Consider the following 26,234-nt stretch of genomic DNA (forward strand, 5'->3'; position numbering starts at 1 on the left):
GGTAAAGTCCACGCGTGACCGACCCCGCGCGCGCCTCTTTCACCGCCCTGACCAGCGGAAACGGCGTCTCCCTGATGGCCGCGAACGCCGGTCCAGACCTCGACGCCGTCGAATGGGTCCAGAGCGAGACCACGGCGGCCGGGACGGCCGTCTCGTACGCCGAGCCGCCGCACCCGCCGGCGCCGTACGCGACCCGGGTGGTGGTGCGGCGACCCGCCGACGACGCGGCCTTCTCGGGCACGCTGGTCGTCGAGTGGCTCAACGTCAGCAGCGGCTCCGACGCCGCGCCCGACTGGACCTACCTCGCCGAGGAGCTGGTGCGCCGCGGGCACGCGTGGGCGGGGGTGTCCGCACAGCTCATCGGCGTCGAGGGCGGCGCGGCCGCGGTCGACTCCGGCGCCGGGACGTCGGGGCTGAAGGCCGTCGACCCGGAGCGGTACGGCGCCCTGTCGCACCCCGGCGACGCCTACGCCTACGACATCTACACGCAGGTCGCGCGCGGGCTGGCCGCCGACCTCGGCGCCACCTGCGTGCTGGCGGTCGGGGAGTCGCAGTCGGCGTTCGCGCTCACGACCTACGTCAACGACGTGCACGACCGGACGCGTGTCTTCGACGGGTTCCTGGTGCACAGCCGGCCCGGGTCCGCGATGCCGCTCGGGGAGCCGGGGCAGGGCATCGACCTCGCCGTCCGGATCGATCTGGCACCGACGCCGATCCGCGACGACACCGACGTGCCGGTGATCATCGTGCAGACCGAGGGCGACCTCTTCGGCCGGATCGCCTACCTGCGTGCTCGGCAGCCCGACGCCGCGCAGCTGCGGCTGTGGGAGGTCGCCGGCGCCGCCCACGCGGACCACTTCCAGATCGGCGACTTCGAGACGTTCCTCGGGTGCCCGGACCCGGTCAACCGCGGCCAGCAGGCGTACGTCGTCCGCGCGGCCCTGCGGTGGCTCGAGTCGTGGGCGCGGGGTGGTGCGCCCGCACCGTCGGCGCCGCGGCTGTCGGTGGTCGACGGCGCCTTCGAGCTCGACGCCGTGGGCAACGTGGTGGGCGGGGTGCGGACGCCGGTCGTCGACGCGCCGGCCGACGTGCTGTCCGGGTACGCCGCCCCGGGCGCCTCGCCGATCTGCGCGCTCTTCGGGCGCACCCTCCCCCTGCCGCACCCGGTCTGGGCGTCGCACGAGGACTACCTGGCGGCGTACGCCGTTGCGACCGATGCTGCGATCGAGGCCGGCTTCGTGCTGGCCGAGGACCGCGACGCCGTGCTCGCCGAGGCGCGGTAGCTGGCGGTAGCTACCAGCCCCCGCCGAACGCCGCGAACGTGTTCGCCTCGATCGCGGCGCACAGGTCGCCGAGGTCGTCGCCGCGGACGTCGGCCATGGCGCGGACCGTGAGCGGCACCAGGTAGGAGCCGTTGACCTGGCCGCGGTGCGGCACCGGGGTGAGGTACGGGGCGTCGGTCTCGACCAGGACCCGGTCGGGAGGCGCGACGGCGAGCGCGTCGCGGAGGGGTGCGGCGTTCTTGAAGGTGACCGTCCCGGCGAACGAGAGGTGCGCCCCTCGGTCGAGGCACTCCCGGGCGAACGCCGCGTCGCCGGAGAAGCAGTGCATCACCCAGCGCTCGGGGATGCCCTCGGAGTCGAGCACCCGGAGCACCTCGTCGTGGGCGTCGCGGTCGTGGATGACCAGGGTCTTGTCGAGGCGCTTCGCGAGGTCGATGTGGCGGCGGAACGACTCCTCCTGCACGGCCCGCCCGTCCTCGCCGGTGCGGAAGAAGTCCAGGCCGGTCTCCCCCACCGCCCGCACCTTGTCGTGCGCGGCGGCGAGCGCCTCGATCTCGGCCATCGCGTCGTCGAGCGACGGCACCCGCGGGGCGTCGTTGGGGTGCAGCGCCACCCCGGCGACGAGCGAGGAGTGGGTCGCCGCCGCCTCGACCGCCCAGCGCGCACCGCGCAGGTCGCAGCCGATCTGCACGATCCGGGTCACGCCGACGGCCGCCGCGGCGGCCAGCGCCTCGTCGACGGGTACGGCGTCGTCGTCACCCCGCGCGATGTCGAGGTGGCAGTGGTTGTCGACGACGGGGTGCGGCAGCGGCTCGGGTGCCGGAGGCTTCATGCACCGACCTCGGAGGCCAGCACCCGCTCGATGATCGCCGCGGCGCAGTCGTCGGACGCCTGGGTCGGGATCCAGTGGCTGACGCCGCTGAGCTCGATGAACTGGTACGGCGCATCCACCCACGCGCGGGTCGCCTCGGCGCCGCCGCGGGTGATCGCGATGTCGCGGTCGCTCCACAGGAACGTCGTCGGCACCGTGGTCTTGTGGTCGGTCGAGCCGGGCTTGAGGAGCGGCAGCGCGCGATACCAGCCGAGCGCGTGCGGGAGCGCGCCGTACTCCACGATCTCCTGGCGGAAGCGCGCCACCTCGTCCGCGGTCATCCCGGCCTTGGCCATGCTCTGGTCGAAGCGGCCGCCGGCCTTGCGGGCGGTCAGCTCGGGCAGCAGCGGGATGTTGAACATCGCCATGTAGCGCGAGCGCCGACGCTGGCTCTTCGTCTTCATCGCCCGCGCGAACGCCGCCGGGTGCGGCACCGACACCGCGGTCCAGCTGCGCACCAGGTCGGGCCGCCGCATCGTGACCGCCCAGCCGACCGCGGCGCCCCAGTCGTGGCCGGCGAGGTGGACCGGACCGCCGATCCGCTCGATCAGCGCGACGACGTCGCCGACCAGGAGGTGCATCCGGTAGTCGCGGCGCCGCGGCGGTCGCGCGCCCGGCGAGTAGCCGCGCTGGTCGATCGCGAAGGTGCGCATCCCCGCGTCGTGCAGCACCGGCGCGACCAGCCGCCACGTCGAGCTGCGCTCGGGGAAGCCGTGCAGCAGCACCACCGGCTTGCCCTCCAGCGGCCCCTCGTCGTACACGTCGAAGCTGAGGTCGTCGTGGCGCAGGGCGTGGATGCGCTGAGTCGTCATGACTGTGGTTCTCCCCCGTGCACCAGGTTGTAGACCTCACGCTTCGGTACGCCGGCGCGCCGGGCGACCTCGACGATCGCCTCCTTGCGGCGTACCCCGTCCGCCTCGAGCTCCGCGACCGCCGCCAGCAGGCTGGCCGGGTCGGAGCCGACCTCGGCGTGCGGCTCGGCACCCGAGACCACGATCGTGACCTCGCCGCGCACTCCCTCGGCGGCCCAGCCGACCAGCTCGCCGAGCGGACCGCGGCGTACCTCCTCATGGGTCTTGGTGAGCTCGCGGCAGACCGCCGCGGCACGGTCGACGCCCCAGGCCTCGGCCATCGCGGCCAGGGCGGCCTCGGTGCGGTGCGGCGCCTCGAAGAAGACCATCGTCCGCTCCTCCGTCGCCAGCGAGTCCAGGCGGCGCGACCGCTCCCCCGCCTTGCGCGGCAGGAACCCCTCGAAGCAGAACCGGTCGACCGGCAGCCCGCTGACGGCCAACGCGGTGAGGACCGCCGACGGACCGGGCACGGCGGTGACCTGCACGTCGTGCTCGACGGCAGCGGCGACCAGCCGGTAGCCGGGGTCCGAGACGCTCGGCATCCCGGCGTCGGTCACCAGCAGCACCCGCTCGCCGGCGAGCAGCGCTTCGAGCAGCACCGGGGTGCGCGCCGACTCGTTGCCCTCGAAGTAGGAGACGACCCGCCCGGTGACCGTCACGCCCAGGTCGCCGGTGAGACGGCGCAGCCGCCGGGTGTCCTCGGCCGCGACCACGTCGGCCGTCGCCAGCTCCTCGGCGAGCCGGGGCGGCGCATCGGCGACCCGTCCGATCGGCGTGGCTGCGAGGACGAGCACGCCGGCGTCAGGAGTCACGTCCTAGAGTCTTCCACCGTGACGACCGCCGCGCCGCCTGAGCCTCCGCAGGAGCGTGTCGGGCTCTCCACCAACGCGGCCGGTCACGCCGTACCGTCCGCGTGGCAGCGGGCCCGGGGCCGGATGCGCGCGGAGGACCCGTTCGTCGGCTGGGCGAGCAGCATCTCCGTCGCCCTGCTCGCGCTCTTCCTGCGGATGTGGAACCTCGGCAAGCCGCACGAGTTCGAGTTCGACGAGACCTACTACGCCAAGGACGCCTGGTCGCTGCTGCACTACGGCTACGCCCGCGACTACGTCGAGAAGGCCAACGACCACATCCTCGCGGGCCAGACGACCGGGCAGTGGAAGACGACGCCGGAGATGGCCGTCCACCCCGACGTCGGCAAGTGGCTGATCGCCCTCGGCGAGAAGGCCTTCGGCATGGACCCCTTCGGCTGGCGGGTCTCCGCGGCCGTCGTCGGCGCACTGATGGTCCTGGTCATGTGCCGCTTCGCCCGGCGCCTCACCGGGTCGACATTGCTGGGCTGCATCGCCGGCCTGCTGCTGGCCTTCGACGGCCTGCACTTCGTGCTCTCCCGGCTCGCGCTGCTCGACATCTTCGTCGCGTTCTTCATCCTCTGCGGCGTGCACTGCATCGTGGCCGACCGCGACTGGTACCGCGCCCGGATGGCCCGCCTCGTGCCCGAGCAGATCAACGACGCGCAGGCCTGGGGACCCGTACGCCGCCTGCTGTTCCGGCCCTGGCTGCTCCTCGCCGGCATCTGCTGGGGCCTCGCGTGCGGCAGCAAGTGGGAGGCGCTCTACCCGATGGCCGCCTTCGGGCTGCTGGCCTGGATCTGGTCGGCCGGCGCACGCCGCTCGTTCGGCGTCCGCTGGTCGGTGCCGAAGTCGGTGCTCGCCGACGGCATCCCGGCGTTCGTCCAGATCGTGCTGGTCGGCTTCATCGTGTACGTCGCGAGCTGGACCGGCTGGCTGATGAACGCCCACACCTACGAGCAGAACCTCTCGGCGACCCAGTACACCCACTACGCCGGGGGCCAGGACTGGCCGACGCGCACCGAGCCCGACGCCTCCGGCCCGGGCGAGGTGACCCAGTCGCTGCGGTCGCTCTGGTACTACCACCAGGACGTCTACGACTTCCACACCCACTTCCTCAACGACAGCACCCACGACTACGCCTCCAACCCCGGCGGCTGGCTGCTGCTCAACCGCCCCGTCGGGGTCGCCGCCGACACCGACATCCAGCCCGGCACCCAGGGCTGCGACGCGCCCGCGGGCAGCGACTGCCTGCGCCAGGTGCTGCTGCTCGGCTCGCCCGCGATCTGGTGGGCCGGGTGCCTCGCGCTGCTCTTCGCGCTGGTGATGTGGGTCGGCGCGCGGGACTGGCGCTACGGCGTCGCCGTCGTCGGTGCCGCCTCCACCTGGCTGCCGTGGCTCCAGTACGACGACCGGCCGATCTTCTCGTTCTACGCGATCATCACCCTGCCGTTCATCGTGCTCGCCCTGACGTTGGCGATCGGGCGGATCCTGGGGCGCTCGACGGCGCCCAGCCCGCGGCGTACGGCCGGCGTCGTCGTGGTCGGCGCCTACCTGGTGCTGGTGCTCCTGAACTTCGCCTGGTTCTGGCCGATCTGGACCAACCAGCTGCTCACCCACGGCGAGTGGCTGGACCGGATCTGGTTCACCAGGTGGATCTGAGCTGCCCGAGCCTGAGCTTGCGAAGGCTCGGACGCAGCAGCCAGGTCGAGTAGCCGCGCGAGCGAGGGACGAGCTCGCGACCGGCGTATCGAGACCCAGCGGCTGGTGGTTTCGAGGCTCGGCGCTGGCGCGCCTCGCACCTCAACCACCGTGTCGGTGGTTGAGGTGCGAGCGGAGCGAGCCTCGAAACCACCCCGACGTCACAGCCCGAGCTGCGCGGCCACCCATGCCCACATCCGGTCACGCTCCTCGACCCCGATGCGGGTACGACGGAGCAGGTGGGTCGGGCGCGGCCGACGGTCGTGCCAGAGCCGACCGCCCTCCGGCGCCGGGGCGACGGCCGAGAGCCAGACGGTCGTGTCGGCACCGCCGGCGGCGTCGCGCAGCAGCGGCCCGGTGAGCTTGCGGAAGGTCGGCAGCGACTCGGCGACGCCGGGGGTGTCCGCCCAGCCCGGGTGGGTGGCGTGCACGTCCAGACCGAGCCCGGCCCACCGCCGCTGGAGGACCGGCAGCAGCTCGACCTGGGCGCGCTTGCTGCGGGCGTAGGCGGTCGTCGGCGAGTAGTCGCCGTCGAGGTACTCCGGGTCGTCGGCGCGCAGCCGCTGGCCGTACATGCCGCCCGAGGTCACCAGGACCACCCGGCCGTCCCGGAGCCGCTCCCCCATCAGCTCGGTCATCAGCACCGGCGCGAGCACGTGCAGCGCCATCGTCATCTCGTGGCCCTGCGGCGACTCGGTGCGGGTGGGCGGCATCGCGCCGGCGTTGTGCACGAGCACGTCGACGTGGTCGTCGGCGGTCGCGACGAACCGGCGTACGTCGCCCAGGTCCGCCAGGTCGCAGCGCTGCACGTCCAGCCGGGCGAGCGGCAGCCGGCCCTGGACCTCGCGCACCACCGCGGCGCCCTTGTCGGTGTCGCGGACGACGAGCACGACCTCGGCGCCCAGCGCCGCCAGCCCCTCGGCGGTCGCGATCCCCAGGCCACTGCTGGCACCGGTCACCAGCGCCCGCTTGCCCGCGAGCGCGTCGGGAGGCGGGTCGGCCGGCCAGGTCGACAGGTGCCGGCGTACGGCGGGGCCGAGCCGGGTGTAGCCGGGCGCGACCGTGCGGTCCATCAGGGTGTCGACGACCGAGGCGAAGGAGGGCATGCCCCGAACGTATCCAGGCAGCCGTGCCAGCATGTGCGCGTGACGTCATGGCAGCCCGGCTGGGCCGACTTTCCCCCGACCCTCCTGGAGTTCTGGACCGAGCGACACCTGTGCACGCTGACCACGCTGCGGGCGGACGGCAGCCCGCACGTCGTGCCGGTCGGGGTCGCGCTCGACGCGGAGCAGCGCTGCGCCTGGGTGATCACCAACGGCTCCTCCCGCAAGGCCCACCAGGCCGCGGCCGACGGGCGGGTCGCGGCGTGCCAGGTCGAGGGCCGCCGGTGGTCGACCCTCGAGGGCGTGGCCGAGGTCCGCTCCGACGAGGAGTCGGTCACGCGGGCGATGGAGCGGTACGCCGCGCGCTACCGCGCCCCGAGGCCGAACCCGCTCCGGGTGGCGCTGCGGATCGAGGTGGACCGATTCCTCGTCTCCTCCGGCCTCGTGTGAGGATTTCCCCATGCACCACGAAGGCGACCAGCTCAGCGACCTCGACCGCGAGATCCTCGCGTTCGAGCAGGACTGGGTCGCCCACGCCGGGACGAAGGACGAGGCGGTCCGCGAGCGGTTCGACCTCACCCCGACCGGCTACCACCAGCTGCTCAACCGGCTGATCGACCTCCCGGCCGCCGAGGCGCACGCGCCCCGGCTCGTCCGTCGCCTGCGCCGGCGGCGGACCGCCCGCCACGAGGAGCGCAGCGCCCGGCGGTCCGCCACCTGACCGACCCGACCTAGGTCGTCGCGAACCACCTGCCCAACGCCGGGACCCGCCGCAGCACCAGCTGGTCGAGCAGCAGCACGACGAGCAGCGACAGCCCGAAGAACGGCAGGAAGACGCCGAGCGCGACCAGGCCGACCGCCAGCAGCGGCGTGGCCCGGATCGGCATCCGGCCGCGCGGCGCCCCGACCGTCGCGCCACCCTTCGGTCGCCGGCGCCACCACATCAGGGGCCCGCTCAGGCACATGAAGATGATGCCCATGCACATCAGCGCGGAGCCCCAGAACGACCACAGCCCGAGGCTGCGGCCCTCGTGGAGCCCGATGCCCTGCGACACCACCTTGGCCAGCGCCGGGTAGTCGTCGAAGCCGTACGTCGAGACCACCTCGCCGCCGTACCGGTCCACGTGCACGGTCTTCTCGTCCGACGGCGCGTCGAAGGCGTAGCCGATCACCGAGTAGACGCCGGACGCGTCGTCGGCGGCCGGCACGGCGACGGTCATCGGGTGCCGCAGCCCGGCCTGGTCGGCGACCGCGATCGCCGTGTCGACGTTGGCCACGCTGCGCTCACCGCTCGCGGGTGGGGTCGACGACGGGACCTCGGACTCCTGCTGCGCCCACGGGATGTCCTTCGCGTGGGAGTGCGGCAGCGACTCGTCGAGCGTCGAGGACGGGTTGCTGACGGCGCCGTGGTCGAGGCTCCACATCGAGGTGCCACGCTCGGTCGCGAGGGTCTGCACCTTGGCACCCCAGAAGTCGGTCCACGGCAGGCCGCTGACCAGCAGCGTCAGCAGCCCGACCCCGGCGACGGCCCCCACCAGGCCGTGCCGCCAGCGCAGCCGCGCGCCGGTCCGGTCCGCCTTGCGGGCCCGCCTCCGAGCCCGGAAGCCGCGCACGAAGAGGTAGTAGCCGGTCAGCGCCATCACGATCGCCCAGCACGCCCCGAGCTCGAGGACGTAGCCGCCCCACCTGCTCCCGGTCATCAGGTCGGCGTGCAGGCGGATCGCGGTGCCCGAGAGCGTGGTGTCCGGGTTCAGCGAGCCGAGCACCTCCGGGCCGTACGGGCTCACGTAGACGTCACGGCCTTCGCCGTCGGCGGTTGTGACCGACACGACGGTCGGGCTCTCGGCGTTCTTGGGCTCAGTCAGCGACACCGCCGTCGAGCCGGGGTAGGCCTTCTCGACCACCGCCAGCTGCTGGAGGTAGGGCTGTGCCACGGCCCCGGCCGGCGGGTCGACCTTCATCAGGTCGGGGTGCATCAGGGGTTCGAGCTGGAAGCGGAAGAGGTAGATCAGGCCGGTGGTCGCCAGGAGCAGCAGCACCGGGACGACCAGGAAGCTGGCGAAGAAGTGCCAGCGCCAGACGGCGCGGAACCATCCTCCGGAGCTGGTCGGTCGTGAGGGTCGGGGTGGTCGGGCTGGGTCGTCGGGTTCGCGCCGGGGCGCGAGGACGTCGGTCATGGGTCTCCTCGAAGAGTGGGCGCGCGTGGGAACGCGCGAGTGCGCCGTCACCCTCGGTCGGGTACGGCGTGGGTCGCTGGTCAGGCGGCGAGGAGAGGAGGCCCGCGACGGGAGTCGGGGCGGACCAGCCAGACCGAGCGCGGTCCAGCGGGGGCGAGCACGGAGTCGAGGAGGGTGAGCCGAGGAGCGGCGACGACCGGCTGGATCGCCCAGGCAGCGGCGAGGATGCGACGGCCGGTCAGGGCCAGGATCGTCCAGAGGCAGCGCTCGCCGTACGCGAGCCAGAGGCCGACGAGCGCGGCGACGACGAGGTGGGCGACCATCATCGGCGCGTGCGCCGACAGGTCGCTGATCAGGTGGCCGACGGGCAGCGTCGGCGCGAGCGCGCCGGGCTGGTCGCTCGCGCCGGTGTAGGCGTCCTGGAGCGAGCCGAGGCGGCGGCCGTCGACGATCGGCAGGCTGCCCACGGCGGCGGTGCGGGTCGCCACCGCCGTCGTCGTACGGTCACCGGCGTGGCCGGCGGTCACCGACAGGACGAGGTGGAGCAGGGTCTGGCCGCCGACGAGCATCGCCACGATCCGCGTGGTCGAGGCCGGCCTGCTCAGCATCGGGGCGCTGAGCAGCACCGACATCGCGAGCATGACCGCAAGGAGGGCGGGTCCGGGCAGGAGACCGTCGGCGCTCACGTGGCCGACGACGCCCAGGAAGAACGCCAGGGAGCCCATCAGGAGCGCGCGCATCCACAGCACGCACGCGTCGATCCGGGTCTCCACGGCGCTCATCCTCCCACGTGCGCGTCAGACCGACGTCTCGGCGGGCGCCCGCCCGTCAGGCGACCACCACCAGCACGCCGAGCGTGATCGCGGCTGCGGCGAGCAGCGCCGTCCCGAACGGCCGCCAGCCCGGCGAGCCCGCCAGCAGGACAGCGACCAGTCCGGCGAAGACCAGGCTGACCGCGAGGGCCAGGTCCGAGGCGCCGTACCTCCAGACGACCGCCAGCAGCAGCCCCGCCGCAGCGCCCAGCACCGCGCCGGGGATCGGGCCGGGCGGCGGACGGTGGACGACGGGTCGTTCGAGCACGTGTCGATCCTGCCCGGACGGTGGTCGCTCTAGGGTTCTCGCCGTGCCCTACCTCCACCTCCTCGGCCACCCGACGTACCACGAGATCCAGGGCGCCGGGGAGCCGTTGCTGCTTCTGCACGGCGGCTACGCGACGCTCGAGAACCTGCGCCCGCTCGGGGACGCGCTGGCCGCCACCCATCAGGTGCACGCTCCCGAAGGGACCGGGCACGGGCGCACGGCGGACCGCGAGGGCCCGTTCAGCTACGCCGCCTCGCTCGCGGAGGCGGTCGCCTACCTCGACGCGCTCGGCCTCGACGCCGTCCACGTGGTCGGCTTCAGCGATGGCGCGATCCTCGGCCTGATGCTGGCCATCGACCACCCGGCCCGGGTGCGGTCGCTGGTGGCGATCAGCGCGAACCTCGACCCCGGCGGGTTCGTGTCCGACGAGGAGGCCGAGCACACGATGACCGCGGAGGCCGCAGCGCTGCTGGACCGCGAGTACGCCGACCTCTCCCCCGACGGCGCCGACCACGGGCCGGTGGTGATCGAGAAGCTGAGCAGGATGTGGCTCAGCGAGCCCCAGATCACCCTCGAGATGCTGGCGACGATCCGGGCGCCGACGCTGGTCGTCGCCGGCGACCACGACATGGTCCGGGCCGACCACACGCTCCTGATCTCGCAGAGCATTCCGGGCGCCCAGCTGGCGATCGTGCCGGCCGCCGGTCACCTGGTCGCGAGCGACCGCCCGGACCTGGTCGAACCGATGGTGGGGGCGTTCCTGGCGGCAGTGAGCACCGCCTGAGCACGTCGCTCCAGCTGCCGGGCATCTGTCGCTGACCGGCTGGATCGTCAGCCGAGGTGGGCGAGTCCGATGGCGAGGACCAGTCCGATGGCGGTGGCGATCCCGGTCAGACAGCTCTCCTCCTTGAAGGCTTTGGGAAAGACCTCGGTGGCCAAGGAGGCCACGGCGGCACCACCGGCCACACAGCGGATGAGGTCCAGAGCCTCCTGAGGCAGTCCGGTGAAAAGGAGATTGCCGGCCAGGGCGGCGGCCGAGAGCAACAGCGCCGTCGCGGTCCAGAGGCCGAGAACCTTCGGTTTCGACCGACCTTGCGCCATCTCCTGAGCGCCGCCTGCGGCCTCCGGCAGGTTGGAGAGGAAGATCGAGCCCGACAGGGACGCGACCTGCAGTGGCCCCGCCCCGATCAGCGCGACACCGAGTGCGAGGTTCTCGGGATCCCGTCGAGAGTGATGGCGGCCAGCAGCCCTCAGACGGCGACGGTCCACAGGGGAGCGACGTCCGTGGCGGGGTCGATGAGCTCGAGCACGCTCGAGACGATGAGAGCGCCGCCGGCGAGCGCGATGATGAACCCCTCGAGCCGATCAGGCAACGCCCCGTAGATGCCCCAGGCCGCGCCGGCGACGAGTGCCGCCGAGACGACGACGATCACTGCGATGGTCATCAACACGTCATGGCCACCTCTCTGTCGCAGGTGTGGGTTGTGCGTCCGGTGGCAGGCTCACCGTCATGGGCACCTGGTACGCAACCATCCGCGACGGCTTTCGTACCCGGTTGTGGCCACTCCCAACGATCGCGGTGCTCTGTGCGCTCGCGCTCGGGCTGGGCCTTCCTGAGGTGGACTCGGTGATCGACGACGACCTGCCGAGTCGGGTGACGGCGTGGCTCTTCGGCGGTGATGCGGACGCTGCGCGATCGCTGTTGGGTGCGATCGCCTCGTCGATGATCACGGTGACCGCGCTGACGTTCTCGCTGACAGTGGTCACCCTGCAGCTCGCGAGCAGCCAGTTCTCTCCGCGGTTGCTTCGAACGTTCACCCGTGACCAGTTCGTCCAGGTGACGCTCGCCCTGTTCCTGGCGACCTTCACCTATGCGCTCACCGTCCTTCGGGCCGTCCGAGGCTCGGATGAGGTTGGGGATGTCGAGCTGGTGCCACAGGTGGCAGTGACCGTGGCGTTCGTGCTCGCCGTCGCCAGCGTGCTGGGTCTGGTGCTGTTCCTGGCCCACCTGACCGAGCAGATCCGCGTGGAGACGATGCTTCGCAACGTGCATCGTGAGGCCATGAGCACGATGAACACCGTGCTCGACGAACGTGCCCCTGCCGGCGAGCGCCGTGACGAGCGAGGCGACCGCGGAACTGTCCCCACACCGCCCGCGGGTTCGGAGGAGCTGCTCGCCACCGACGACGGCTTCTTGACCTGGGTCGACGAACGGGGGTTGCTCGACGTCGCGGTCGACGAGGGGGTGACGTTGAGCCTCGAGGCGCACCCGGGCGTCTTCCTGGTGCGTGGAACACGTCTGGGAAGGGTGTGGTCGACCACAGGATCCCCACTCTCGGTCGAAGCCGGCGAAAGGATCCGAGCCCGTGCGGGCGACTGCGTCCATCTCGGGTTCGAGCGGACCTCGACCCAGGACGTCGGTTACGGCTTGCGCCAGTTGACCGACGTCGCGAACAAGGCGCTCTCGCCCGGCATCAACGACCCGACGACGGCCATCCATGCTCTCGGACACATCTCGTCGTTCCTGTGCGCGTTGAGCGACCGCGACCTGGGTCCTGGGCTGATGCGGGACGCCGATGACCGGGTCAGGGTCGTGTTGCACCGACCCGACCTCGCCAGCTACGTCGACCTCGGCGTGTCGCAGCCGCGGCGGTACGGCGCCCAGGATCCGCAGGTGCTGCAGAAGCTTCACCAGGTACTGCTGGACCTCAGCTCCCGGGCGGACCCCGACCAGCGGCCCGTTGTCCGCGACGAGCTGGAGCGACTGCGCGCGACGGTCGCAGCCCAGCCGTTCGATGCCTTCGAGAGGGCGAAGCTCGACGCGATGGACAGCAAGATCCAGCGCAACCTGGACATTCGGTGAACGCCACCCACCCCAGCGCTGCGGACCGCCTGGTCCAAGCTCTGCCTGGCGCTCACCCCTCGTCGCGACTCACCCATCTCTCGACGTGGCAACGCGTGCATCAGCGCACGCGCAGTCGCCGGTGCGCGATGGCTGCACGGGCAGCGTTGTTGCCAGCGGCGCCATGGACGCCACCGCCGGGGTGCGCCGACGCCGACCCCAGGTACAGGCCCCGCACCGGGGTCTCGGGACGCCCCGACCCCGCGATCGGGCGGAAGACGAGCTGTTGCTGCAGCTGGGCGGTGCCGCCGTTGATGGCGCCCCCGATCAGGTTCGCGTCGCGGGACTCGAGCTCACGAGGCCCGAGCGCCCGACGTGCGACGACGAGGTCGCCGAAGCCCGGCGCCAGCTCCTCGAGCCGTCCCTGCATCCGATCGGCGAGACGCTGCAGGTCGCTGTCGTCCCAGGTTCCCCGGATTCCTCCTCCCCCGGCATCGGCACGGGTCTCCTGCGGAACGTGCGTATAGGCCCACATCGACTCGGTTCCCGAGGGCGACCGAGTCGGATCAGCCGTTGTCATCTGGCCGGCGAGCAAGAACGGCCGGGCCGGGACGGCATGAGCGGCGATCTGGGCGGTGGACGCGGTCAGCTCGTCGACCGAGTCGGCAACGTGGATCGTGCCTGGGGCGTACGGCGGCGGAACAGCCCAGGGCACCGGGCCCGACAGTGCCCAATCGATCTTGACGGTGCCGGGGTCGAGCTGGAACCGGCTCATCCTGCGCACGGTTCGTTGCGGCAGGGCCTCCCGAGACAGGAGGGTGCCATACAGATGTGGGGCCGCGACGTCGGCAACAACCACTCGAGCGTCGATTCGCTCACCACTGGCGAGGAGCATGCCGATCACGCGTCCTCGGTCCGTCTCGATGCGGACGACTTCGGCGTCGCACCGGATCGTGCCACCGAGGGACTCGGCTCGGCGGGCCAACGCACGGGTGAGATTCCCGGCGCCGCCTTCGGGGACCGGCCAGCCGCTGGTCTGACCGAGCATGGCGAGAAGGAGCGCCATCAGCCCGGAGCCTGGTGCGTCCAGGGGGATGTCGGAGTGGCTTGCGTTGCCGGCGAGAAGCAGCCGTGAGCTCGGCCCGTCGAAGAGCTGACGTCCGAGCTCGGCCGCGGGTGTGAGCAGCTGGCGGACCAGGTCGAGTCCCCCCGCTCGACGCACGCGCCTGAGCCCGCCGAGCGTGTTCCGCACGGGCGGAAACGGTGAGAGGAGCGCGCCGGCCAGGTCTGCGCCGATGACGTCCCACGTCTCGCAGAGCTGGTGCCAGGCTTCGCCGTCGCCCGGCTGTTGCTCCTCGAGCATGCGAGCGGTCTCGTCACGGTCGCGATGAAGGATGGCCCAGTGGCCGGACGCCGGGTGGAAGTGGCCGAGAACTGCGGGCGCGTGCCGCCACGTGAGGCCGTGCTCCTCCAGCTGAAGCCGTTGCATGACAGGAGAGCCCGCGGCCAGGGGGTAGAAGGAGCTCATGGTGTCGTGGACGTAGTCGGGATGGACGTCCGTGTCGCTCCTGACGGCGCCGCCCGGTGTGGCCTGCGCTTCCAGGACCAGCACCGTCCAGCCGGCGTCGAGCAGCACGTTGGCTGCGACCAGCCCGTTGGGTCCTGATCCGACGACGACAGCGTGCGGCCGGCTGCGCGTCGCGAGGCTCACGACGTCTCCTCACCGGGTGCGCCGCCCATCATGGCCAGCATCTTCTTGCCACCTGTGGCGAAGAAGCGGCTCACGAGTGCGAACGCAAGCACCCCGAAGGCGAGGTTGAGCCAGGTCGTGTAGTTCCACGAGATCCCGGACTCGCCGACCTCAGCGCCGCCGTGCTCGGGCACGAGCCCAGTGAGTCCGAAGAGGACCTCGACGGCGTAGCCCGCGATCACCATGGACGTGTAGAAGACGCCGAGCAGGACGAACATCATCCGCGTGCCGTAGTACTTCCGGTAGATCAGCAGGATCGGGATGATGATGAGGTCGGCGTAGAGGAACGCGACCACGCCACCGAAGCTGAGGCCGCTGTTCCACAGGACGGCGGCGAGGGGGACGTTGCCGACCGAGCAGACGAAGCTCAGCACCGAGATCACCGGCCCGACGATGGGACCCCAGAGCTTCGACAGGGTGGGCTGATCGGTCAGGAAGAGCGTCTGCCAGAACGAGTCCGGCACCCACGTGGCGACGGCTCCGGCGACGAGCAGGCCGATGACGATGTCACGGAGGACGGCGGCCCACTCCATCACGAAGATGTGGCTGACGGAGGTGTAGCCCGCGCGGCTGAACAGGCGGCTGAGCAGCCCACCGTCGGCGTCGATCGACATGTCCATGCTGGCGTGCCCCTCCATCGTGCCGGCGATCCCCTTCTGAGCCTGCTCGCGTGCCGCGTCGACGATCCGGCGGCGTACGACGACGCGGAAGGCGAGGGCCACCAGGACGATGATGATCGGGCCGCCGACGAACTCGGCGAGCGCGAAGGGCCAGCCGAGCAGCAGGACCAGGATGATGCCGAGCTCCAGGACGAGGTTGGTGCTGGCGATCTCGAAGACCATCGCGGCGGTGAAGCTGGCCCCCTTGCGGAAGAGTGAGCGCGCCAGCGCGACTGCCGCGTAGGAGCACGAGGAGGACGCGGCCCCCAGGCCGGTCGCCTTGGCGAGCGTCGCCGGCCGGTCGTCGCCGAGCAGGCGGCTGACGGTCTCGCGACGCACCAGTGCCTGGACCACCGCCGACAGGGTGAAGCCGAGCACCAGTGACCAGGCGATCTGCCAGGCCATCGTGCCGGAGGTCACGAGGGCGTCGACGACGGCGTGCACGACCCTCATCGATGCTGCTCGACCAGGTCAGCCAGTCCGAGAGCGGCGGCGACACCCGCGCTGACCAGGGCCGCTCCTCGGTGACGCGGACTGCGGACGGCCAGCGGCAGCATGCTCGCGGCGTGGGCCGCCTCGACCGCTGCCGCCGCCCTTCCGGTGGGGCGCCCGGTGACGCCCTGGAGGAGGTAACGGGCACCCAGGACGCGGGCGACCTCACGAGTCGTGCGCTCGTCTGCGTCTTCGGCGCCGACCAGGCCGAGCAGTCGGTGGGGCGCAATGACGAGGACACACCCCAGTACCAGTCGAGCCCCTCGAGCCGGAGTCATCGTTGCCTCCGGCGTACGGCGAGAGCGAGACCCGCCAGCGCGGCGCCGGCGGCGGTACCGATGACCGCCGCATGGTGCTGGGACGCCCAGACCTGCGGCGAGGCGGCGACCGCTCGGTCGTCGAAGACGCCGTGCGGGCCGAAGTCCCGCCCGTCCGGCCCGTCGGCCGGCTCCCACAGGTTGGCGGGCTGGTCCGCCGGCTTGGGATCGCCCGTCTGCTGAGAGGCGAACCCGGCCCACGCGAGATAGCGATCGAGGACGCCTGGTGCGACAGCATTGGCGAGCAGCGTGAGCATCGTGCTCTCCCCGACCCAGTACTCGCGCCGGCGCGGGTGGTCGGCGGCGTACACCACGGCTCGCGCGGCGACCTCGGGCTGGTAGATCGGCGGCACCGGCTGCGCCTGGTCGGGCAGCCGCGAGAGGACCCATGAGAACTGCGGCGTGTTGACGGCCGGCATCTGGACCATCGTGGTGCGCACGCCACTCTTGTCGTGGAGCAGCTCGGTGCGCAGCGACTCGTGAAACCCCTGGAGGGCGTGCTTGGAGCCGCAGTAGGCACTCTGCAACGGGATCCCCCGATAGGCCAGGGTCGACCCCACCTGCACGATCGTGCCCTGGTTGCGAACAGACATGCGGCGCAGGGCGGAGCGGGTCCCGTTGACGTACCCGAGGTAGTTCACCTCGGTCACCCGGCGGAACTCCTCCGGTTCGATGTCGACGAACCTGGCGAAGACGGAGGTGAAGGCCACGTTGACCCAGACGTCGATCGGACCCAGGTCGTCCTCGACGCGTTCAGCAACCGCGTCGAGCGCGGCCGCGTCGGCCACGTCGACCGCATAGGTAGCCGCCGTCCCACCGAGCTCCTCCACATCGTGGCGCGCGCCGTCCAGGCCGCGCTCGCCGCGCGCGATCAGAGCCACGGCATCGCCGCGTTCGGCAAAGGCGCGGGCGGTGGCCCGGCCAATGCCTCCGGACGCCCCGGTGATGGCGACCACCCTGGTCCGACGGGCGGACGTGGAACTGTTCATCGTGCTCTCCTTCGGTCGGTTTCAGTGGGCGAGGGTGTGGGCGGTCTCCAGGAACGCGGCATGGACGAAGGCCTGGGGCAGGTTGCCGCGCAGCTGGCGTCGTTCGACGTCGAACTCCTCGGTGAAGAGACCCGGTGGGCCCACCGCGGCGCGGGACCTCTCGAACCACCGCACGGCGTCGACCGGCCGCCCCTGTTGGTGAGTGGCCTGCGCCATCAGGAACCCGCACAGGAGGAACGCGCCTTCGGCGTCGTGCAGCGGGCCGGGCTGCTGCCGGAACCGGTAGACGTAGCCGTCCTCGGCCAGCTCGTCACCGACGGCGTTCCAGGTGGCGACGTACGCCGGGTGGTCCGGCGGCACGGCGCCCCGCAGGCCCGGTAGCAGCAGTGCGGCGTCCACGCCCGGATCGCAGGGAGAACGCTGCCAGCGTCCGCTCTCGTGCAGACACTCGCGCTCGGTCTCGGCCACCAGGTGGTCGGCCAACCGGCGCCAGTCGTCCGCGCCGTGACCCCTCCTGTCGGCGACTGCTCGTAGACCACCCGCGCAGATCAGGCGCGAGTGGGCCCAACGTCGCGGTTCGACCTCCCAGATGCCGGCGCCGGGTTCGTGGTGGCGGCCCATGATCGCGGCAACGGCCTCCTCGACTGCCCGCCAGCCGTCTGCGTCGAGCAGGTCGGCTCGGTCGGCGGCGGCGAACAGCAGCAGAGCCTCCCCGAAGGCGTCCAGCTGGAACTGACCACGGACACGGTTGCCGGCCCGCACGCGTGGCGCTCCGGGATAACCGGGGAGGTCGAGCGTGCGCTGACTCGCCACCGGTTCGCCGTCGACCGTGTAGGCGGGCACCAGCTGGTCCTTGTCCGCGCGAAGCCGTGCGCCCACGAACTCCACGGCGCTGCGCACCAGAAAGTCGTCTCCCGCGACGGCGGCCGCCTGGCCCGCGATGCACTGGTCGCGGATCCAGGCGAATCGGTAGTCGTAGTCGCGGCCCTCGTCGGCGCGCTCCGGCAGGCTGGTCGTCGCTGCGGCGACCAGCGCGCCGCTGCGACTGGTCAGGCCCCGGAGCACTGCGCGGGCGTGGGTGGCGTCGCGGGGCGCCAACGAGCCGGTGTCGGGCCCGACCTGGTCGCGCCAGGACTGCTCGGTTCGCGCCCACAGGCCGACCGGATCCGCGGGAGCATCCTCGAAGGGCCGTCGCGAGAGCTCGAGGACCAGGTCGTGTGACTCCCCGGTGGCGATCGTCAGCTCGAGCTGCACCGTCTCGTCGAGTGGACGACCGCGCGCGAGACGTACAGGTGCACCGGACCATCGCAGGTGAAGCTCGCCGCTCCGGCCGACCCAGGTGTCGTCGCCAGCGGCGCGCAGGTGCATCGGCGCTGCCCCGAATGCTGCACGGCAGTCCAGGACGATGTTCAAAAACGCGTCGCCGTGCACCGCCTCCACGCGCCGCAGCAGGACCACGCGATCCGGATCACCCGGAAAGGCCAGCGCGTCGCGGCACTCGACCACGGAATCGCCGACCAGCCACCGACTGCGCCAGATCAGGGTGCCCGCCTCATAGCCGCCGCCCCAGACGAAGCGCGGGTCGCTCGGCTGGACCGCGTAGACCCCTGCTCCCCCCAGGAGATGGCTGAACACAGCGTCGTCATGCCACCGGGGCGCGCACAAGAAGGCGATGTCACCGCGGGGGCCGACCAGAGCGCCTCGCTCTCCGTCGGCGATCAACGCGTACTGTCGAAGGGTCTCCGGGACGATCGACAGCCCCTGGCCGTCGCCACTCATCGGGCTCGGCGGTGCCGACGACCGAACAGCTGCGGCTTGCTCGCCGCCGTAGCTTCCTGACGCTCGCGCAGCGCCTCAGCATCGCTGCGAGCGATCTCGCGAGCCTTGGCGTCGTCGACCCTCGCACGGGGATCCGGCCCTAGGTGGGACTCACCGGCGATCAGATCCTTCATCTCTGCTCCGACGCCAGCACGAGAGTGTATGTCGTAGAACAGACCGCCGAACCAGGCGAGAGCTGCCCCCGCGACGAGAACGAGCGCGCCGGCGATCGACCACGCCCACGACACCACCCAGACACCCCAGCCCACCACGGCGGCGCCGACGAGCATGACGACCAGCGCGCCCCAGGTCCAACGAGGACGTACGCGGTGCCCCCGTGCTCCTTCGTCGTGATCCGGCATCTGCGCCATGATCGAACTCCTGCCGATCCTCTATGTTGCGCTGAGTCACGTCGCTGGTCGCGGCGCCACGGAGGCCCTCCCGCCCAACCCCGGGTTGGATCTCTCACTAAAGACAGTGACCAGTTCAACGAATTGCATGCGCACCCGCATGTAATGTTCGACAACATCGTCGAAAGAATGGAGACCTCGATGCCGCGGAGTCATCGCGCGACCGAGACCGACGAGATCGACGGCGCGGCCGACGCGCTGCTCGTGACCAGCAGGGCACTGGTCGCGATCTCGGTACGCGCCGTGCTCAACGCCTCCATCGAGATCACCGTCGCCCAACACCGAGTTCTCGTCATCCTCTCCGATCACGGTGCGCTGGCGGTGAACCAGATCGCCGATCGTCTCGGAGTCGACCAGTCGAATGCCGGCCGACATTGTCAGCGGCTGCACCGCAACGGACTCGTGGACCGGGTTCGTGCAGAGTCCGATCGTCGACGAGTAGAGGTGGTCCTTACCCCAGCAGGCCGTGCACTGCTGGCCGAGGTCTCGACCGCCCGCCGAGGCGACATCCGTGCTGCACTGACCAGACTTCCACCGGGCGAGATAAGCGCAGTCGTGCGGTCCATGAGTGCTCTGAACAGTGCGCTCGAAGGGGTCGACCCGGGGTAGCGGCCTTCCCACCGGAGCGCGACCCAGCCATGCGATCAGCACTGCTGGCCGCTGGGTCGCTCAGGCTGGCTCTCGGGGCGTCGGCTGTTCGACGGGAGATTGCACCGTACTCGGCTGCGATGCTGATGCTCGGGGTTTGACCTAGAACCGGGACAAAACCGAAGGCCGGACCCAAGATCTCGGTCCGGCCTGTCCGGGATCTCCTGCGAGATCACATGGTGGAGCTGAGGGGATTCGAACCCCTGACCTTCTCTTCCCAGCAGGGGTGCAGGTGCACCGCCGCGTTCTTCGGAGAAGCTCCTACAAACTCGCTGATCTGGCGTCAATCTCCAAGCAGGATTGGGCTTTCGCAATCTCAGAGTACCGCACAACTCGTTTCGGCCGTCGCGCTCTCGCGTCGCCTTGGCGCATCTGAAGTGCCGAGTTTGTGCCGACTTCTTGTGGTCTTGAGCATGAATCCGACACAGGTGGTCTGAGCCCGGCGGGCGGGTCGGCGTCGCTGAGGTAGTGCGCGAACCGAGCAGTCAGACCCTCCGATCTGCGCAGCGGCCGATTTCAATCGATAAAGCGGAACCTGTCCCCGTGAACGGTGGTGGGCAGCGATCGTTGACACTAGCCGCCTGACCTGCGGTTATGCGTTTCACGACGTTGACCGTCGTTGGTAGTCCTCGGTTCTGACGGGGGCAATTCGGGGGCAAAGCAATCGCCATCACGCGCGACGAGCAACCTGTCGGATCCAGCGACGACCGTTTCACTACGACCTAGCCGGGGCGCGGTAGCGTCGCCGGGCGGGGCCGCTACCCACATCAGTTGCATGCGCGAGGCTTCGTTCCGCGTCGGCACAGGTACCGGCACTGCGCGAGGAGCATGCCTTCGCGATGCGGTGAAGCTCCTGCTGAGTGGCACGTCGATGGGACTCTTGCCGTCGCGGGGCTCTTCCGCTGAGGGTACGCGTCGGGGGCGAGAACTAACGAAGTGCGATCGGGTGCACCGGAGCTCCAACTGCCCCGGTCACCATCAGCGGAGCAGCAGTGAGCAGGAACTCGTACCGTCCATCGGTAGCACAGGCGGCAGCAAGCTCGTCTGCATCCCACATCTCACCGATGAAGAGGCCTAAGTGAGGGATGGCGACCTGGTGGAGCGGTTGAAACGCGTCGTGGAACTCGTTGGGTCGAACCTCGAATCCCCACGTATCGGTCGCGATGGCTGCTATCTGGGTTCGATGGAGCCAGTCGACGGTGCCAAACGAGAGTCCGGGGGCAGGTCCGCCGGCGTAGTCGCCCCAGCCGTCACCGGCTGCCAGGCTCCGACGGACTCGCGTGAGCTGGCCGGTGCGCACGATGACGATGTCGCCGGCACCCACGTTCGACGTCGGACCTTGGACCCGGATGGTCTCCTCGAGGTCGCGTTCTGAGATGGCATAGCCGTCCGGGAGCTCGCCGTCGGAACGCACTGCTCGGCCGACATCCAGCAGGACTCCGCGTCCACACATCAAGGCGCCGACGGTCTCGATGCCGGTGACCGCGTCTCCGAGGCCGGAGACCACTTGGTCGGCAGGGCGGTCGTTCCAAGCCCTGCCGTGCGAGAAGATGTGCCCGAGACCGTCCCACTGCGTCGAGCACTGCAGCGGCATGGTGATGACGTCGTCCGCGCCGCCGATCCCGTGCGGAAAGCCTTGAACGCCAGCTACGTGGTCCGTGCCGGTGTCGAGCATCGTGTGAATCGGGTTGGTCCGGCGGCGCCAGCCCTTCTGCGGACCGTCCATGTCGAAGGACTGGGACAGTGAATACGGCGTACCGGCGTGAACCAGCGCCGCAGCAGCTCGACGCTTGTCATCGTCGAGGAAGTTGAGGGTGCCGTGTACGTCCTCACTCCCCCATCGCCCCCAGTTGGAGACCCGCTGGGCGGCCGCCTTGATGGCGCCCTCCGGGTCGGCGGGGTCGTGCCTTGCCGGGTCTAGCGTCATGCGTCGAGCTCGGTGAAGGTGTCGGTGACCCAGTCCGCGATGAAGGTCGCGACGTGGGGAAGGTGGTCGAGGCCGATGTGCTCGGTTGCTCCCTCTTCTGGCGTGAAGATGCGCAGTTCCCGCTTCGGGCTGTTGACGGCCTGTTCGTAGGAGCGGTGAGCGTAGGCAAGGGGGATCTGGCGGTCGTTCCCCCCGTGCGCGATCAGGAACGGCACGGTGATGTGCTCGACGACGCCGTCGAGGTTCACGGCCTCTGCCTTCTTAATGAACATGTCGAGGTCGGTCTCACCCCACACCCACATGACGTGGTCCCAGTAGTGCGGGACGGGGTTCTCGCCTTCCCGGTCGAGGCGTCGCTTCTGGACGGCGCCCCAGTCGTGGTTGGCCCCCCACGCGACGCAGAGCGCGAGTCGCTTTTCGAACGCCGCCGCGCGGGGTGCGTAGTAGCCGCCGAGGGACCAGCCGGCAAGACCGATACGGTCGGTGCGTACGCCGGCGCGCTGCTCGAGCCAGTCGACGCATGCGGCAGCCCAGACTTCGGTGTCGACGCGGGCAGTGAGACCGCGCAGCCGCAGGGCGGCGCCGCTGCCGGGGCAGTCGACCATGAGGGTGGAGATCCCACGGGCGGCGAGTTCGGTGTGGATGCCGGAGCCGACCATCATCTCCTTGGTCGAGTCCAGGCCGTTCCACATGATCAGCACAGGGGCCTTCAGGCCTCCGGTGGACGCGTCGGTGAAGTACGCGGGCAGGCTGCTGGTCGTGCCGTCGGCGGTGTACGGGATCTCGACAGGGGTCGTCTTGGGGTCGGTCAGCTCGAGTGCCTTGACGAGGAGGTCGACGCTGCGCTGGTACTCCTCGTTGCGCGTTATCGACCTCGCGCTCTGCATGCGTTCGGCCTGGGAGACGTAGACGGAGGCGCGGAAGTACTTCTGTCCGGCGGTTCGCAGGTGGCCGTCCTTCTCCGCGTCCACGGCCTGGGCGTCCAGTTGGTCTGCGACCGTGCGCCACGCGGTCATGAACTGCTCAGTCCCGACGTCGGATCCCTGCGCCGCGAGTTCTCGAAGCGGGCGACATGCGCGGTCGACTTCGTCGATCATGCCGCCGCTGTTGAGGGTCGCGACGACGCCCAGGTTCCATACGTAGTTGCCGGCGAAGTACTCGTACATCGGGATTCCTCTGCTGCGTTGTGGGTCTCAGGCGGTCGTTCGGAGATTGCGTTGGCGTGCTGGCCGCCGAAACGTCGGTAGTTCTGGAGCGGGCGGCGCGGTGGTGATCGTGTTGGTGAGGGTGCCGATGCCCTGCACGGTGATGGTCACGGTGTCGCCGTCGCGGAGCGGGGGCGGGTCTTGGCGTCCGTTGAGCCCCCACAGCTCGGCGAGGCAGCCTCCGTTCCCGGTGGTCCCTGAGCCGAGTACGTCGCCGGCGACGACGCGGCTGTCACGGGAGGCGTAGGCGATCATCGACTCAAAGGTCCAGCCCATGTTGGACAGCAGGTCATGTCCCACCCTGGCTCCGTTGACGTCGACGACGCATTCCAGGGCCAGGAACCCGTCGGGGTCGCGATAGGGCTTCAGCTGGTCTGCCGTGACGATCCACGGGCCGAGGCTGGTGGCGAAGTCCTTGCCTTTCGCCGGCCCCAGGCCGACCTGCATCTCGCGGCTCTGGAGGTCGCGGGCGGACCAGTCGTTGAGGATGGTGTAGCCGAAGATCGCCTGGCTGGCTTCGTCGGAGTTCAGGGAGCGGCCTTCGCCGCCGACGATCACGGCGACCTCGAGCTCGAAGTCGCGCGCGAGGCTGCGAGCAGGAAACGCGACCTCGGCGTCAGGCCCGACGATGGCGTGAGGGTTGGTGAAGTAGAACGTGGGCGCGTCGTACCAGGCGTCAACCACGCCAGCAGCGCCGTCGATGCTGCGCCGAACGCCTTCGACATGCTCCTCGAACGCGACGAAGTCGCGGATGCTCGCCGGCTCGAGCGGCGGGAGCAGGCGGACCTGGTCGAGGTCGGTGCCGGGCTGGACGAGCGCCCGTTCGCCGGCCGCGAGCGCAGCGTCGAGACCGAGGGCGATCAGGTCTCGCATGGAACGCACGTCAGCGATGCGGTGAACGCGGTGGTTCTGGACCACGCCGACAGAGGTCGAGGATGTGTCGGCGTGGTCCAGGTAGGTGGCGAGCTTCATCCGGTGCTCGCTCAGACGGGGGGTGCGATGAAGACACCGCGATCCGGGTCGTTGAACGACTGCTTGGCGACGAGCTCGTTCATCGGGTTGGCAGTGCCCCACTGGTCGGTGACTTCGGGGTCGGAGAAGTCGTAGAGGTGGGGGTGCCAGGTGTCCTCGTCGAGCTCCACGAGCTCGGTGGTGTACTCGATGGTGTTGCCGTGCGGGTCGAGGAAGTAGCTGAAGGTGTTGTTGCCGGCCATGTGCCGGCCGGGGCCCCAGACCTTCTCCACGCCGGCGCGCAGAAGCCGGCCGGTGCCGCGCATGTACTCGTCGATGCCACGCATCTCGAAGGAGGCGTGGTGCAGCGCCACGTGGGGGCCGCGGGCGATAGCCAAGCTGTGGTGCGCCGGGTTGGTCCGCATGAACCACATGACCTCGCCCATGTGCGGAGAGAACAGGGTGTCGGAGAGCGCGAACTTCATGTGCCTCTCGTAGAACCCGACGGTCGTCTCGGGGTTCGGCGAGTTGATGACGACATGCGACAGCTTGACCGGGATGGACTCGCCCCCCTCGATCTTGCGGTGCTGGCGGACGGCGACGTCGGCGGAGATCTCGATGGTGCGGCCGTCGATGTCGAAGAAGCGGAACCCGTAGCCGCTACCCGGGGTGTCCATGGCGCCGGGTTCGGTGACGAGCTGAACACCGTCGGAGCCGAGCCGTTGGGCCATCTGGTCGACGTCGGCGGGGGTGGCGGCGCCGAAGGAGATGAGGTCGAGGCGCTTCTCGTCGGCCCTGCGCAACCGGACGGAGTACTGCTCGGGTGACCCCTCGGCGGCGAGGAAGGCGATGCCGTCGTCAGTTGTCTCCGGCGTCAGCCCCCACATCTCTGTGTAGAAGGCGAACTGCTTGTCGTAGTCCGGCACCGCCAGGTCGACGTGGCGCAGGTGGGTGATGAGTCGGTCGCCCTGGTCGTCGACGGGTGCGTTGATGGTCTGCTCGGTCACGTGATTCTCCTTCGGCATGCAGGGGTCAGGGGCGTTCGGCGAGGAGGTGGGCGACGTGGGCCATCAGGCCGGGTACGTCGCCCTGCTCGTGGTCCAGCAGCCACTGGCCGAGCTGGACCGACGCGGCCACGACCTCACCGGCTCGCGCCTGGCGTCGATCGGTGAAGGCGACCCACAGCTCGTCGATGACGTCGTCATGGGCGAGCAGGAGCTCCGCTAGCACGGTCGCGTCCTCCAGTGCCTGGGCGGCACCCTGGGCGAGGGTCGGCGGACACATGTGGGCGGCGTCGCCGATCACCACGACGCGACCGCGGTTCCACGCGCCCTCGAGGAGGTGCGTCTCGAACCAGGTGTAGTTGACGCGGGACGGGTCCGTCATCGACGCCCGGATCTCGTCCCAGGGACCGTGGTAGGCCTCTGCCAGCCCGCGCATCACCTCGAGGGACTCCTCGGGGGTGAGGTCGAACCGGTCCTGCGCGTCCTCCACGAGGTAGGCGTAGAGGCTGTCCTCGCCGGTCGGGCAGTAGCCGGCGATGTAGCAAGGCCCGCCGTAGACGAGGTCAGTGCGCGTCACCGACGCCGGACGTGGCGCGAAGATGCGCCAGATGCCCATACCGGTGCTTCGAGTCTCGAGCTCGATGCCGATCGCGTCACGCGTCCACGACCGCACGCCGTCGGCGCCGACGACGAGATCGTAGCGGGCGGAGGAGCCGTCGGCGAAGGCGACATTGACCCCGGCGTCGTCCTGGTCGAGGGCGGTGCAGCTCGTTCCGAAGCGGACCTTGGCGCCAGCATCGACGGCACGCTCGACGAGAATGCGGGCGAGATCGGGGCGATACATCCCGAGGGTGGCGGGCAGGTCGTCACCGCCGGTGCGCACGTCGGTCAGCTCGACGAGGAGCGTCCCGTCCGGGTCGGGCGCCCGCAACCCGAGCGTGTCGAAGGCGTAGCCGCGGTTCGAGACGGCGTCCCAGACGCCCAGATCGCGCAGGGCGCGCAGGGCGTTGCCCTGCAGCGTGATTCCCGAACCGAGCGCGTTGACGTCGGGCTTGTTGTCGATCAGGTCGACGGACACGCCAGCCTCGGCGAGGAGGATCGCGGCCGCGGTGCCGGCGGCACCGGCCCCAATGATGAGGACGTGTTCTACTGCGGGCACGACTAGTGCGCTCCGTTCCGAGTTGACGTGGCGACTGCAACTGTCCGTTGTCCTGACGTCATCAGGAAGCCCTCGTTTCGCTATCTGCTTCATCCATCAGATGAATCAGTGGTGGGTGGACAGGAGTGGAGTTAGACCTGGAAGTGCTG

26 protein-coding genes are annotated in these 26,234 nt (G+C 70.4%); 7 read left to right on the forward strand and 19 right to left on the reverse strand.

Annotated elements, in window-relative coordinates:
• Positions 1–14: 14 nt before the first annotated feature.
• Positions 15–1,283 carry an alpha/beta hydrolase domain-containing protein gene (locus ACFPYL_RS24000; protein ID WP_379160705.1) on the forward strand — a complete coding sequence of 423 codons (1,269 nt, stop codon included), beginning with the start codon at positions 15–17 and terminating at the stop codon, positions 1,281–1,283.
• 10 nt (positions 1,284–1,293) lie between these two features.
• Here ACFPYL_RS24000 and ACFPYL_RS24005 read toward each other — a convergent pair whose 3' ends face one another.
• Genes ACFPYL_RS24005 through rsmI form a run of 3 tightly spaced genes read right to left on the reverse strand, consistent with a single transcriptional unit; the run spans position 1,294 to position 3,817 of the window.
• Positions 1,294–2,115, reverse strand: coding sequence for a TatD family hydrolase (locus ACFPYL_RS24005; RefSeq protein WP_379160708.1), 822 nt, complete (start codon positions 2,113–2,115; stop codon positions 1,294–1,296).
• Entirely contained in the window at positions 2,112–2,966 is an 855-nt protein-coding gene (locus ACFPYL_RS24010; protein ID WP_379160710.1) for an alpha/beta fold hydrolase, read from the reverse strand. The genes ACFPYL_RS24005 and ACFPYL_RS24010 overlap by 4 nt, the downstream gene beginning before the upstream one ends.
• The gene (gene rsmI, locus ACFPYL_RS24015; RefSeq protein ID WP_379160713.1) at positions 2,963–3,817 is read right to left on the reverse strand and encodes a 16S rRNA (cytidine(1402)-2'-O)-methyltransferase; all 855 of its coding nucleotides are present in this window, start codon (positions 3,815–3,817) and stop codon (positions 2,963–2,965) included. The genes ACFPYL_RS24010 and rsmI overlap by 4 nt, the downstream gene beginning before the upstream one ends.
• Before the next feature lie 18 nt (positions 3,818–3,835).
• On the opposite strand from rsmI, the gene ACFPYL_RS24020 reads away from it, so the two are divergent.
• On the forward strand, positions 3,836–5,515 hold the full coding sequence (locus ACFPYL_RS24020) for a dolichyl-phosphate-mannose--protein mannosyltransferase (RefSeq protein WP_379160716.1): 1,680 nt from the start codon (positions 3,836–3,838) through the stop codon (positions 5,513–5,515).
• 200 nt (positions 5,516–5,715) lie between these two features.
• On the opposite strand, the gene ACFPYL_RS24025 is transcribed toward ACFPYL_RS24020, so the two are convergent.
• On the reverse strand, positions 5,716–6,660 hold the full coding sequence (locus ACFPYL_RS24025) for an SDR family NAD(P)-dependent oxidoreductase (protein WP_379160719.1): 945 nt from the start codon (positions 6,658–6,660) through the stop codon (positions 5,716–5,718).
• A 39-nt stretch (positions 6,661–6,699) separates the two neighbouring features.
• Here ACFPYL_RS24025 and ACFPYL_RS24030 point away from each other — a divergent pair, with 39 nt between their 5' ends.
• On the forward strand, positions 6,700–7,107 hold the full coding sequence (locus ACFPYL_RS24030) for a pyridoxamine 5'-phosphate oxidase family protein (RefSeq protein WP_379160722.1): 408 nt from the start codon (positions 6,700–6,702) through the stop codon (positions 7,105–7,107).
• Positions 7,108–7,117: 10 nt separating this feature from the next.
• Entirely contained in the window at positions 7,118–7,378 is a 261-nt protein-coding gene (locus ACFPYL_RS24035) for a DUF3263 domain-containing protein (protein ID WP_379160725.1), read from the forward strand.
• 10 nt (positions 7,379–7,388) lie between these two features.
• On the opposite strand, the gene ACFPYL_RS24040 is transcribed toward ACFPYL_RS24035, so the two are convergent.
• From ACFPYL_RS24040 to ACFPYL_RS24050, 3 genes are all read right to left on the reverse strand, one after another.
• Complete coding sequence (locus ACFPYL_RS24040; RefSeq protein WP_379160728.1) at positions 7,389–8,834, reverse strand: PepSY-associated TM helix domain-containing protein; 1,446 nt, start codon at positions 8,832–8,834, stop codon at positions 7,389–7,391.
• An 80-nt stretch (positions 8,835–8,914) separates the two neighbouring features.
• Positions 8,915–9,607 carry a hypothetical protein gene (locus ACFPYL_RS24045; RefSeq protein WP_379160730.1) on the reverse strand — a complete coding sequence of 231 codons (693 nt, stop codon included), beginning with the start codon at positions 9,605–9,607 and terminating at the stop codon, positions 8,915–8,917.
• A gap of 55 nt (positions 9,608–9,662) precedes the next feature.
• Positions 9,663–9,914 carry a hypothetical protein gene (locus ACFPYL_RS24050; protein ID WP_379160733.1) on the reverse strand — a complete coding sequence of 84 codons (252 nt, stop codon included), beginning with the start codon at positions 9,912–9,914 and terminating at the stop codon, positions 9,663–9,665.
• Positions 9,915–9,957: 43 nt separating this feature from the next.
• On the opposite strand from ACFPYL_RS24050, the gene ACFPYL_RS24055 reads away from it, so the two are divergent.
• On the forward strand, positions 9,958–10,698 hold the full coding sequence (locus ACFPYL_RS24055) for an alpha/beta fold hydrolase (protein ID WP_379160736.1): 741 nt from the start codon (positions 9,958–9,960) through the stop codon (positions 10,696–10,698).
• Positions 10,699–10,745: 47 nt separating this feature from the next.
• Here ACFPYL_RS24055 and ACFPYL_RS24060 read toward each other — a convergent pair whose 3' ends face one another.
• Positions 10,746–11,183, reverse strand: coding sequence for a hypothetical protein (locus ACFPYL_RS24060; protein ID WP_379160738.1), 438 nt, complete (start codon positions 11,181–11,183; stop codon positions 10,746–10,748).
• A complete protein-coding gene (locus ACFPYL_RS24065; protein ID WP_379160741.1) occupies positions 11,165–11,359 on the reverse strand; it encodes a hypothetical protein in 195 nt (64 codons plus the stop codon). The genes ACFPYL_RS24060 and ACFPYL_RS24065 overlap by 19 nt, the downstream gene beginning before the upstream one ends.
• Before the next feature lie 65 nt (positions 11,360–11,424).
• Between ACFPYL_RS24065 and ACFPYL_RS24070 the strand changes: the two genes are divergently transcribed.
• A complete protein-coding gene (locus ACFPYL_RS24070) occupies positions 11,425–12,777 on the forward strand; it encodes a DUF2254 domain-containing protein (protein ID WP_379160744.1) in 1,353 nt (450 codons plus the stop codon).
• A 100-nt stretch (positions 12,778–12,877) separates the two neighbouring features.
• Here ACFPYL_RS24070 and ACFPYL_RS24075 read toward each other — a convergent pair whose 3' ends face one another.
• The 5 genes from ACFPYL_RS24075 to ACFPYL_RS24095 form a co-directional block, all read right to left on the reverse strand.
• Positions 12,878–14,467: a phytoene desaturase family protein gene (locus ACFPYL_RS24075; RefSeq protein ID WP_379160747.1), complete on the reverse strand. Its 1,590-nt coding sequence runs from the start codon at positions 14,465–14,467 to the stop codon at positions 12,878–12,880.
• On the reverse strand, positions 14,464–15,618 hold the full coding sequence (locus ACFPYL_RS24080; protein WP_379160750.1) for a permease: 1,155 nt from the start codon (positions 15,616–15,618) through the stop codon (positions 14,464–14,466). The genes ACFPYL_RS24075 and ACFPYL_RS24080 overlap by 4 nt, the downstream gene beginning before the upstream one ends.
• Before the next feature lie 313 nt (positions 15,619–15,931).
• Positions 15,932–16,963: an SDR family oxidoreductase gene (locus ACFPYL_RS24085; RefSeq protein ID WP_379160752.1), complete on the reverse strand. Its 1,032-nt coding sequence runs from the start codon at positions 16,961–16,963 to the stop codon at positions 15,932–15,934.
• A 21-nt stretch (positions 16,964–16,984) separates the two neighbouring features.
• Positions 16,985–18,742, reverse strand: coding sequence for a glycoside hydrolase family 15 protein (locus ACFPYL_RS24090; RefSeq protein WP_379160755.1), 1,758 nt, complete (start codon positions 18,740–18,742; stop codon positions 16,985–16,987).
• Positions 18,739–19,152 carry a hypothetical protein gene (locus ACFPYL_RS24095; protein ID WP_379160758.1) on the reverse strand — a complete coding sequence of 138 codons (414 nt, stop codon included), beginning with the start codon at positions 19,150–19,152 and terminating at the stop codon, positions 18,739–18,741. The genes ACFPYL_RS24090 and ACFPYL_RS24095 overlap by 4 nt, the downstream gene beginning before the upstream one ends.
• 144 nt (positions 19,153–19,296) lie before the next feature.
• On the opposite strand from ACFPYL_RS24095, the gene ACFPYL_RS24100 reads away from it, so the two are divergent.
• Positions 19,297–19,800 (forward strand): MarR family winged helix-turn-helix transcriptional regulator, encoded by a 504-nt coding sequence (locus ACFPYL_RS24100; protein WP_379160761.1) that lies wholly within the window; start codon positions 19,297–19,299, stop codon positions 19,798–19,800.
• A 967-nt stretch (positions 19,801–20,767) separates the two neighbouring features.
• On the opposite strand, the gene ACFPYL_RS24105 is transcribed toward ACFPYL_RS24100, so the two are convergent.
• Genes ACFPYL_RS24105 through ACFPYL_RS24125 form a run of 5 tightly spaced genes read right to left on the reverse strand, consistent with a single transcriptional unit; the run spans position 20,768 to position 26,085 of the window.
• Positions 20,768–21,766: a cyclase family protein gene (locus ACFPYL_RS24105; protein WP_379160764.1), complete on the reverse strand. Its 999-nt coding sequence runs from the start codon at positions 21,764–21,766 to the stop codon at positions 20,768–20,770.
• Positions 21,763–22,932, reverse strand: coding sequence for an alpha/beta hydrolase family protein (locus tag ACFPYL_RS24110; protein ID WP_379160767.1), 1,170 nt, complete (start codon positions 22,930–22,932; stop codon positions 21,763–21,765). The genes ACFPYL_RS24105 and ACFPYL_RS24110 overlap by 4 nt, the downstream gene beginning before the upstream one ends.
• Before the next feature lie 27 nt (positions 22,933–22,959).
• Positions 22,960–23,943, reverse strand: coding sequence for a fumarylacetoacetate hydrolase family protein (locus tag ACFPYL_RS24115; RefSeq protein WP_379160770.1), 984 nt, complete (start codon positions 23,941–23,943; stop codon positions 22,960–22,962).
• A gap of 11 nt (positions 23,944–23,954) precedes the next feature.
• The gene (locus ACFPYL_RS24120) at positions 23,955–24,929 is read right to left on the reverse strand and encodes a VOC family protein (protein WP_379160773.1); all 975 of its coding nucleotides are present in this window, start codon (positions 24,927–24,929) and stop codon (positions 23,955–23,957) included.
• A 25-nt stretch (positions 24,930–24,954) separates the two neighbouring features.
• Positions 24,955–26,085: an FAD-dependent monooxygenase gene (locus ACFPYL_RS24125; RefSeq protein WP_379160776.1), complete on the reverse strand. Its 1,131-nt coding sequence runs from the start codon at positions 26,083–26,085 to the stop codon at positions 24,955–24,957.
• Positions 26,086–26,234: the final 149 nt, after the last annotated feature.

This window comes from Nocardioides hankookensis (genome assembly GCF_042658885.1).
Classification (GTDB): Bacteria; Actinomycetota; Actinomycetes; order Propionibacteriales; family Nocardioidaceae; genus Nocardioides; species Nocardioides hankookensis.

Bases quoted from the DNA above. Each gene is read 5' to 3' on its own strand.
- ACFPYL_RS24070 (WP_379160744.1), top strand. From the start codon at position 11,425: ATGGGCACCTGGTACGCAACCATCCGCGACGGCTTTCGTACCCGGTTG.
- ACFPYL_RS24005 (WP_379160708.1), bottom strand. From the start codon at position 2,115: ATGAAGCCTCCGGCACCCGAGCCGCTGCCGCACCCCGTCGTCGACAAC.
- ACFPYL_RS24095 (WP_379160758.1), bottom strand. From the start codon at position 19,152: ATGGCGCAGATGCCGGATCACGACGAAGGAGCACGGGGGCACCGCGTA.
- ACFPYL_RS24115 (WP_379160770.1), bottom strand. From the start codon at position 23,943: ATGAAGCTCGCCACCTACCTGGACCACGCCGACACATCCTCGACCTCT.
- ACFPYL_RS24035 (WP_379160725.1), top strand. From the start codon at position 7,118: ATGCACCACGAAGGCGACCAGCTCAGCGACCTCGACCGCGAGATCCTC.
- ACFPYL_RS24090 (WP_379160755.1), bottom strand. From the start codon at position 18,742: ATGAGTGGCGACGGCCAGGGGCTGTCGATCGTCCCGGAGACCCTTCGA.
- ACFPYL_RS24105 (WP_379160764.1), bottom strand. From the start codon at position 21,766: ATGACGCTAGACCCGGCAAGGCACGACCCCGCCGACCCGGAGGGCGCC.
- ACFPYL_RS24100 (WP_379160761.1), top strand. From the start codon at position 19,297: ATGTTCGACAACATCGTCGAAAGAATGGAGACCTCGATGCCGCGGAGT.
- ACFPYL_RS24010 (WP_379160710.1), bottom strand. From the start codon at position 2,966: ATGACGACTCAGCGCATCCACGCCCTGCGCCACGACGACCTCAGCTTC.
- ACFPYL_RS24085 (WP_379160752.1), bottom strand. From the start codon at position 16,963: ATGAACAGTTCCACGTCCGCCCGTCGGACCAGGGTGGTCGCCATCACC.
- ACFPYL_RS24025 (WP_379160719.1), bottom strand. From the start codon at position 6,660: ATGCCCTCCTTCGCCTCGGTCGTCGACACCCTGATGGACCGCACGGTC.
- ACFPYL_RS24040 (WP_379160728.1), bottom strand. From the start codon at position 8,834: ATGACCGACGTCCTCGCGCCCCGGCGCGAACCCGACGACCCAGCCCGA.
- ACFPYL_RS24080 (WP_379160750.1), bottom strand. From the start codon at position 15,618: ATGAGGGTCGTGCACGCCGTCGTCGACGCCCTCGTGACCTCCGGCACG.
- ACFPYL_RS24065 (WP_379160741.1), bottom strand. From the start codon at position 11,359: ATGACCATCGCAGTGATCGTCGTCGTCTCGGCGGCACTCGTCGCCGGC.
- ACFPYL_RS24110 (WP_379160767.1), bottom strand. From the start codon at position 22,932: ATGTACGAGTACTTCGCCGGCAACTACGTATGGAACCTGGGCGTCGTC.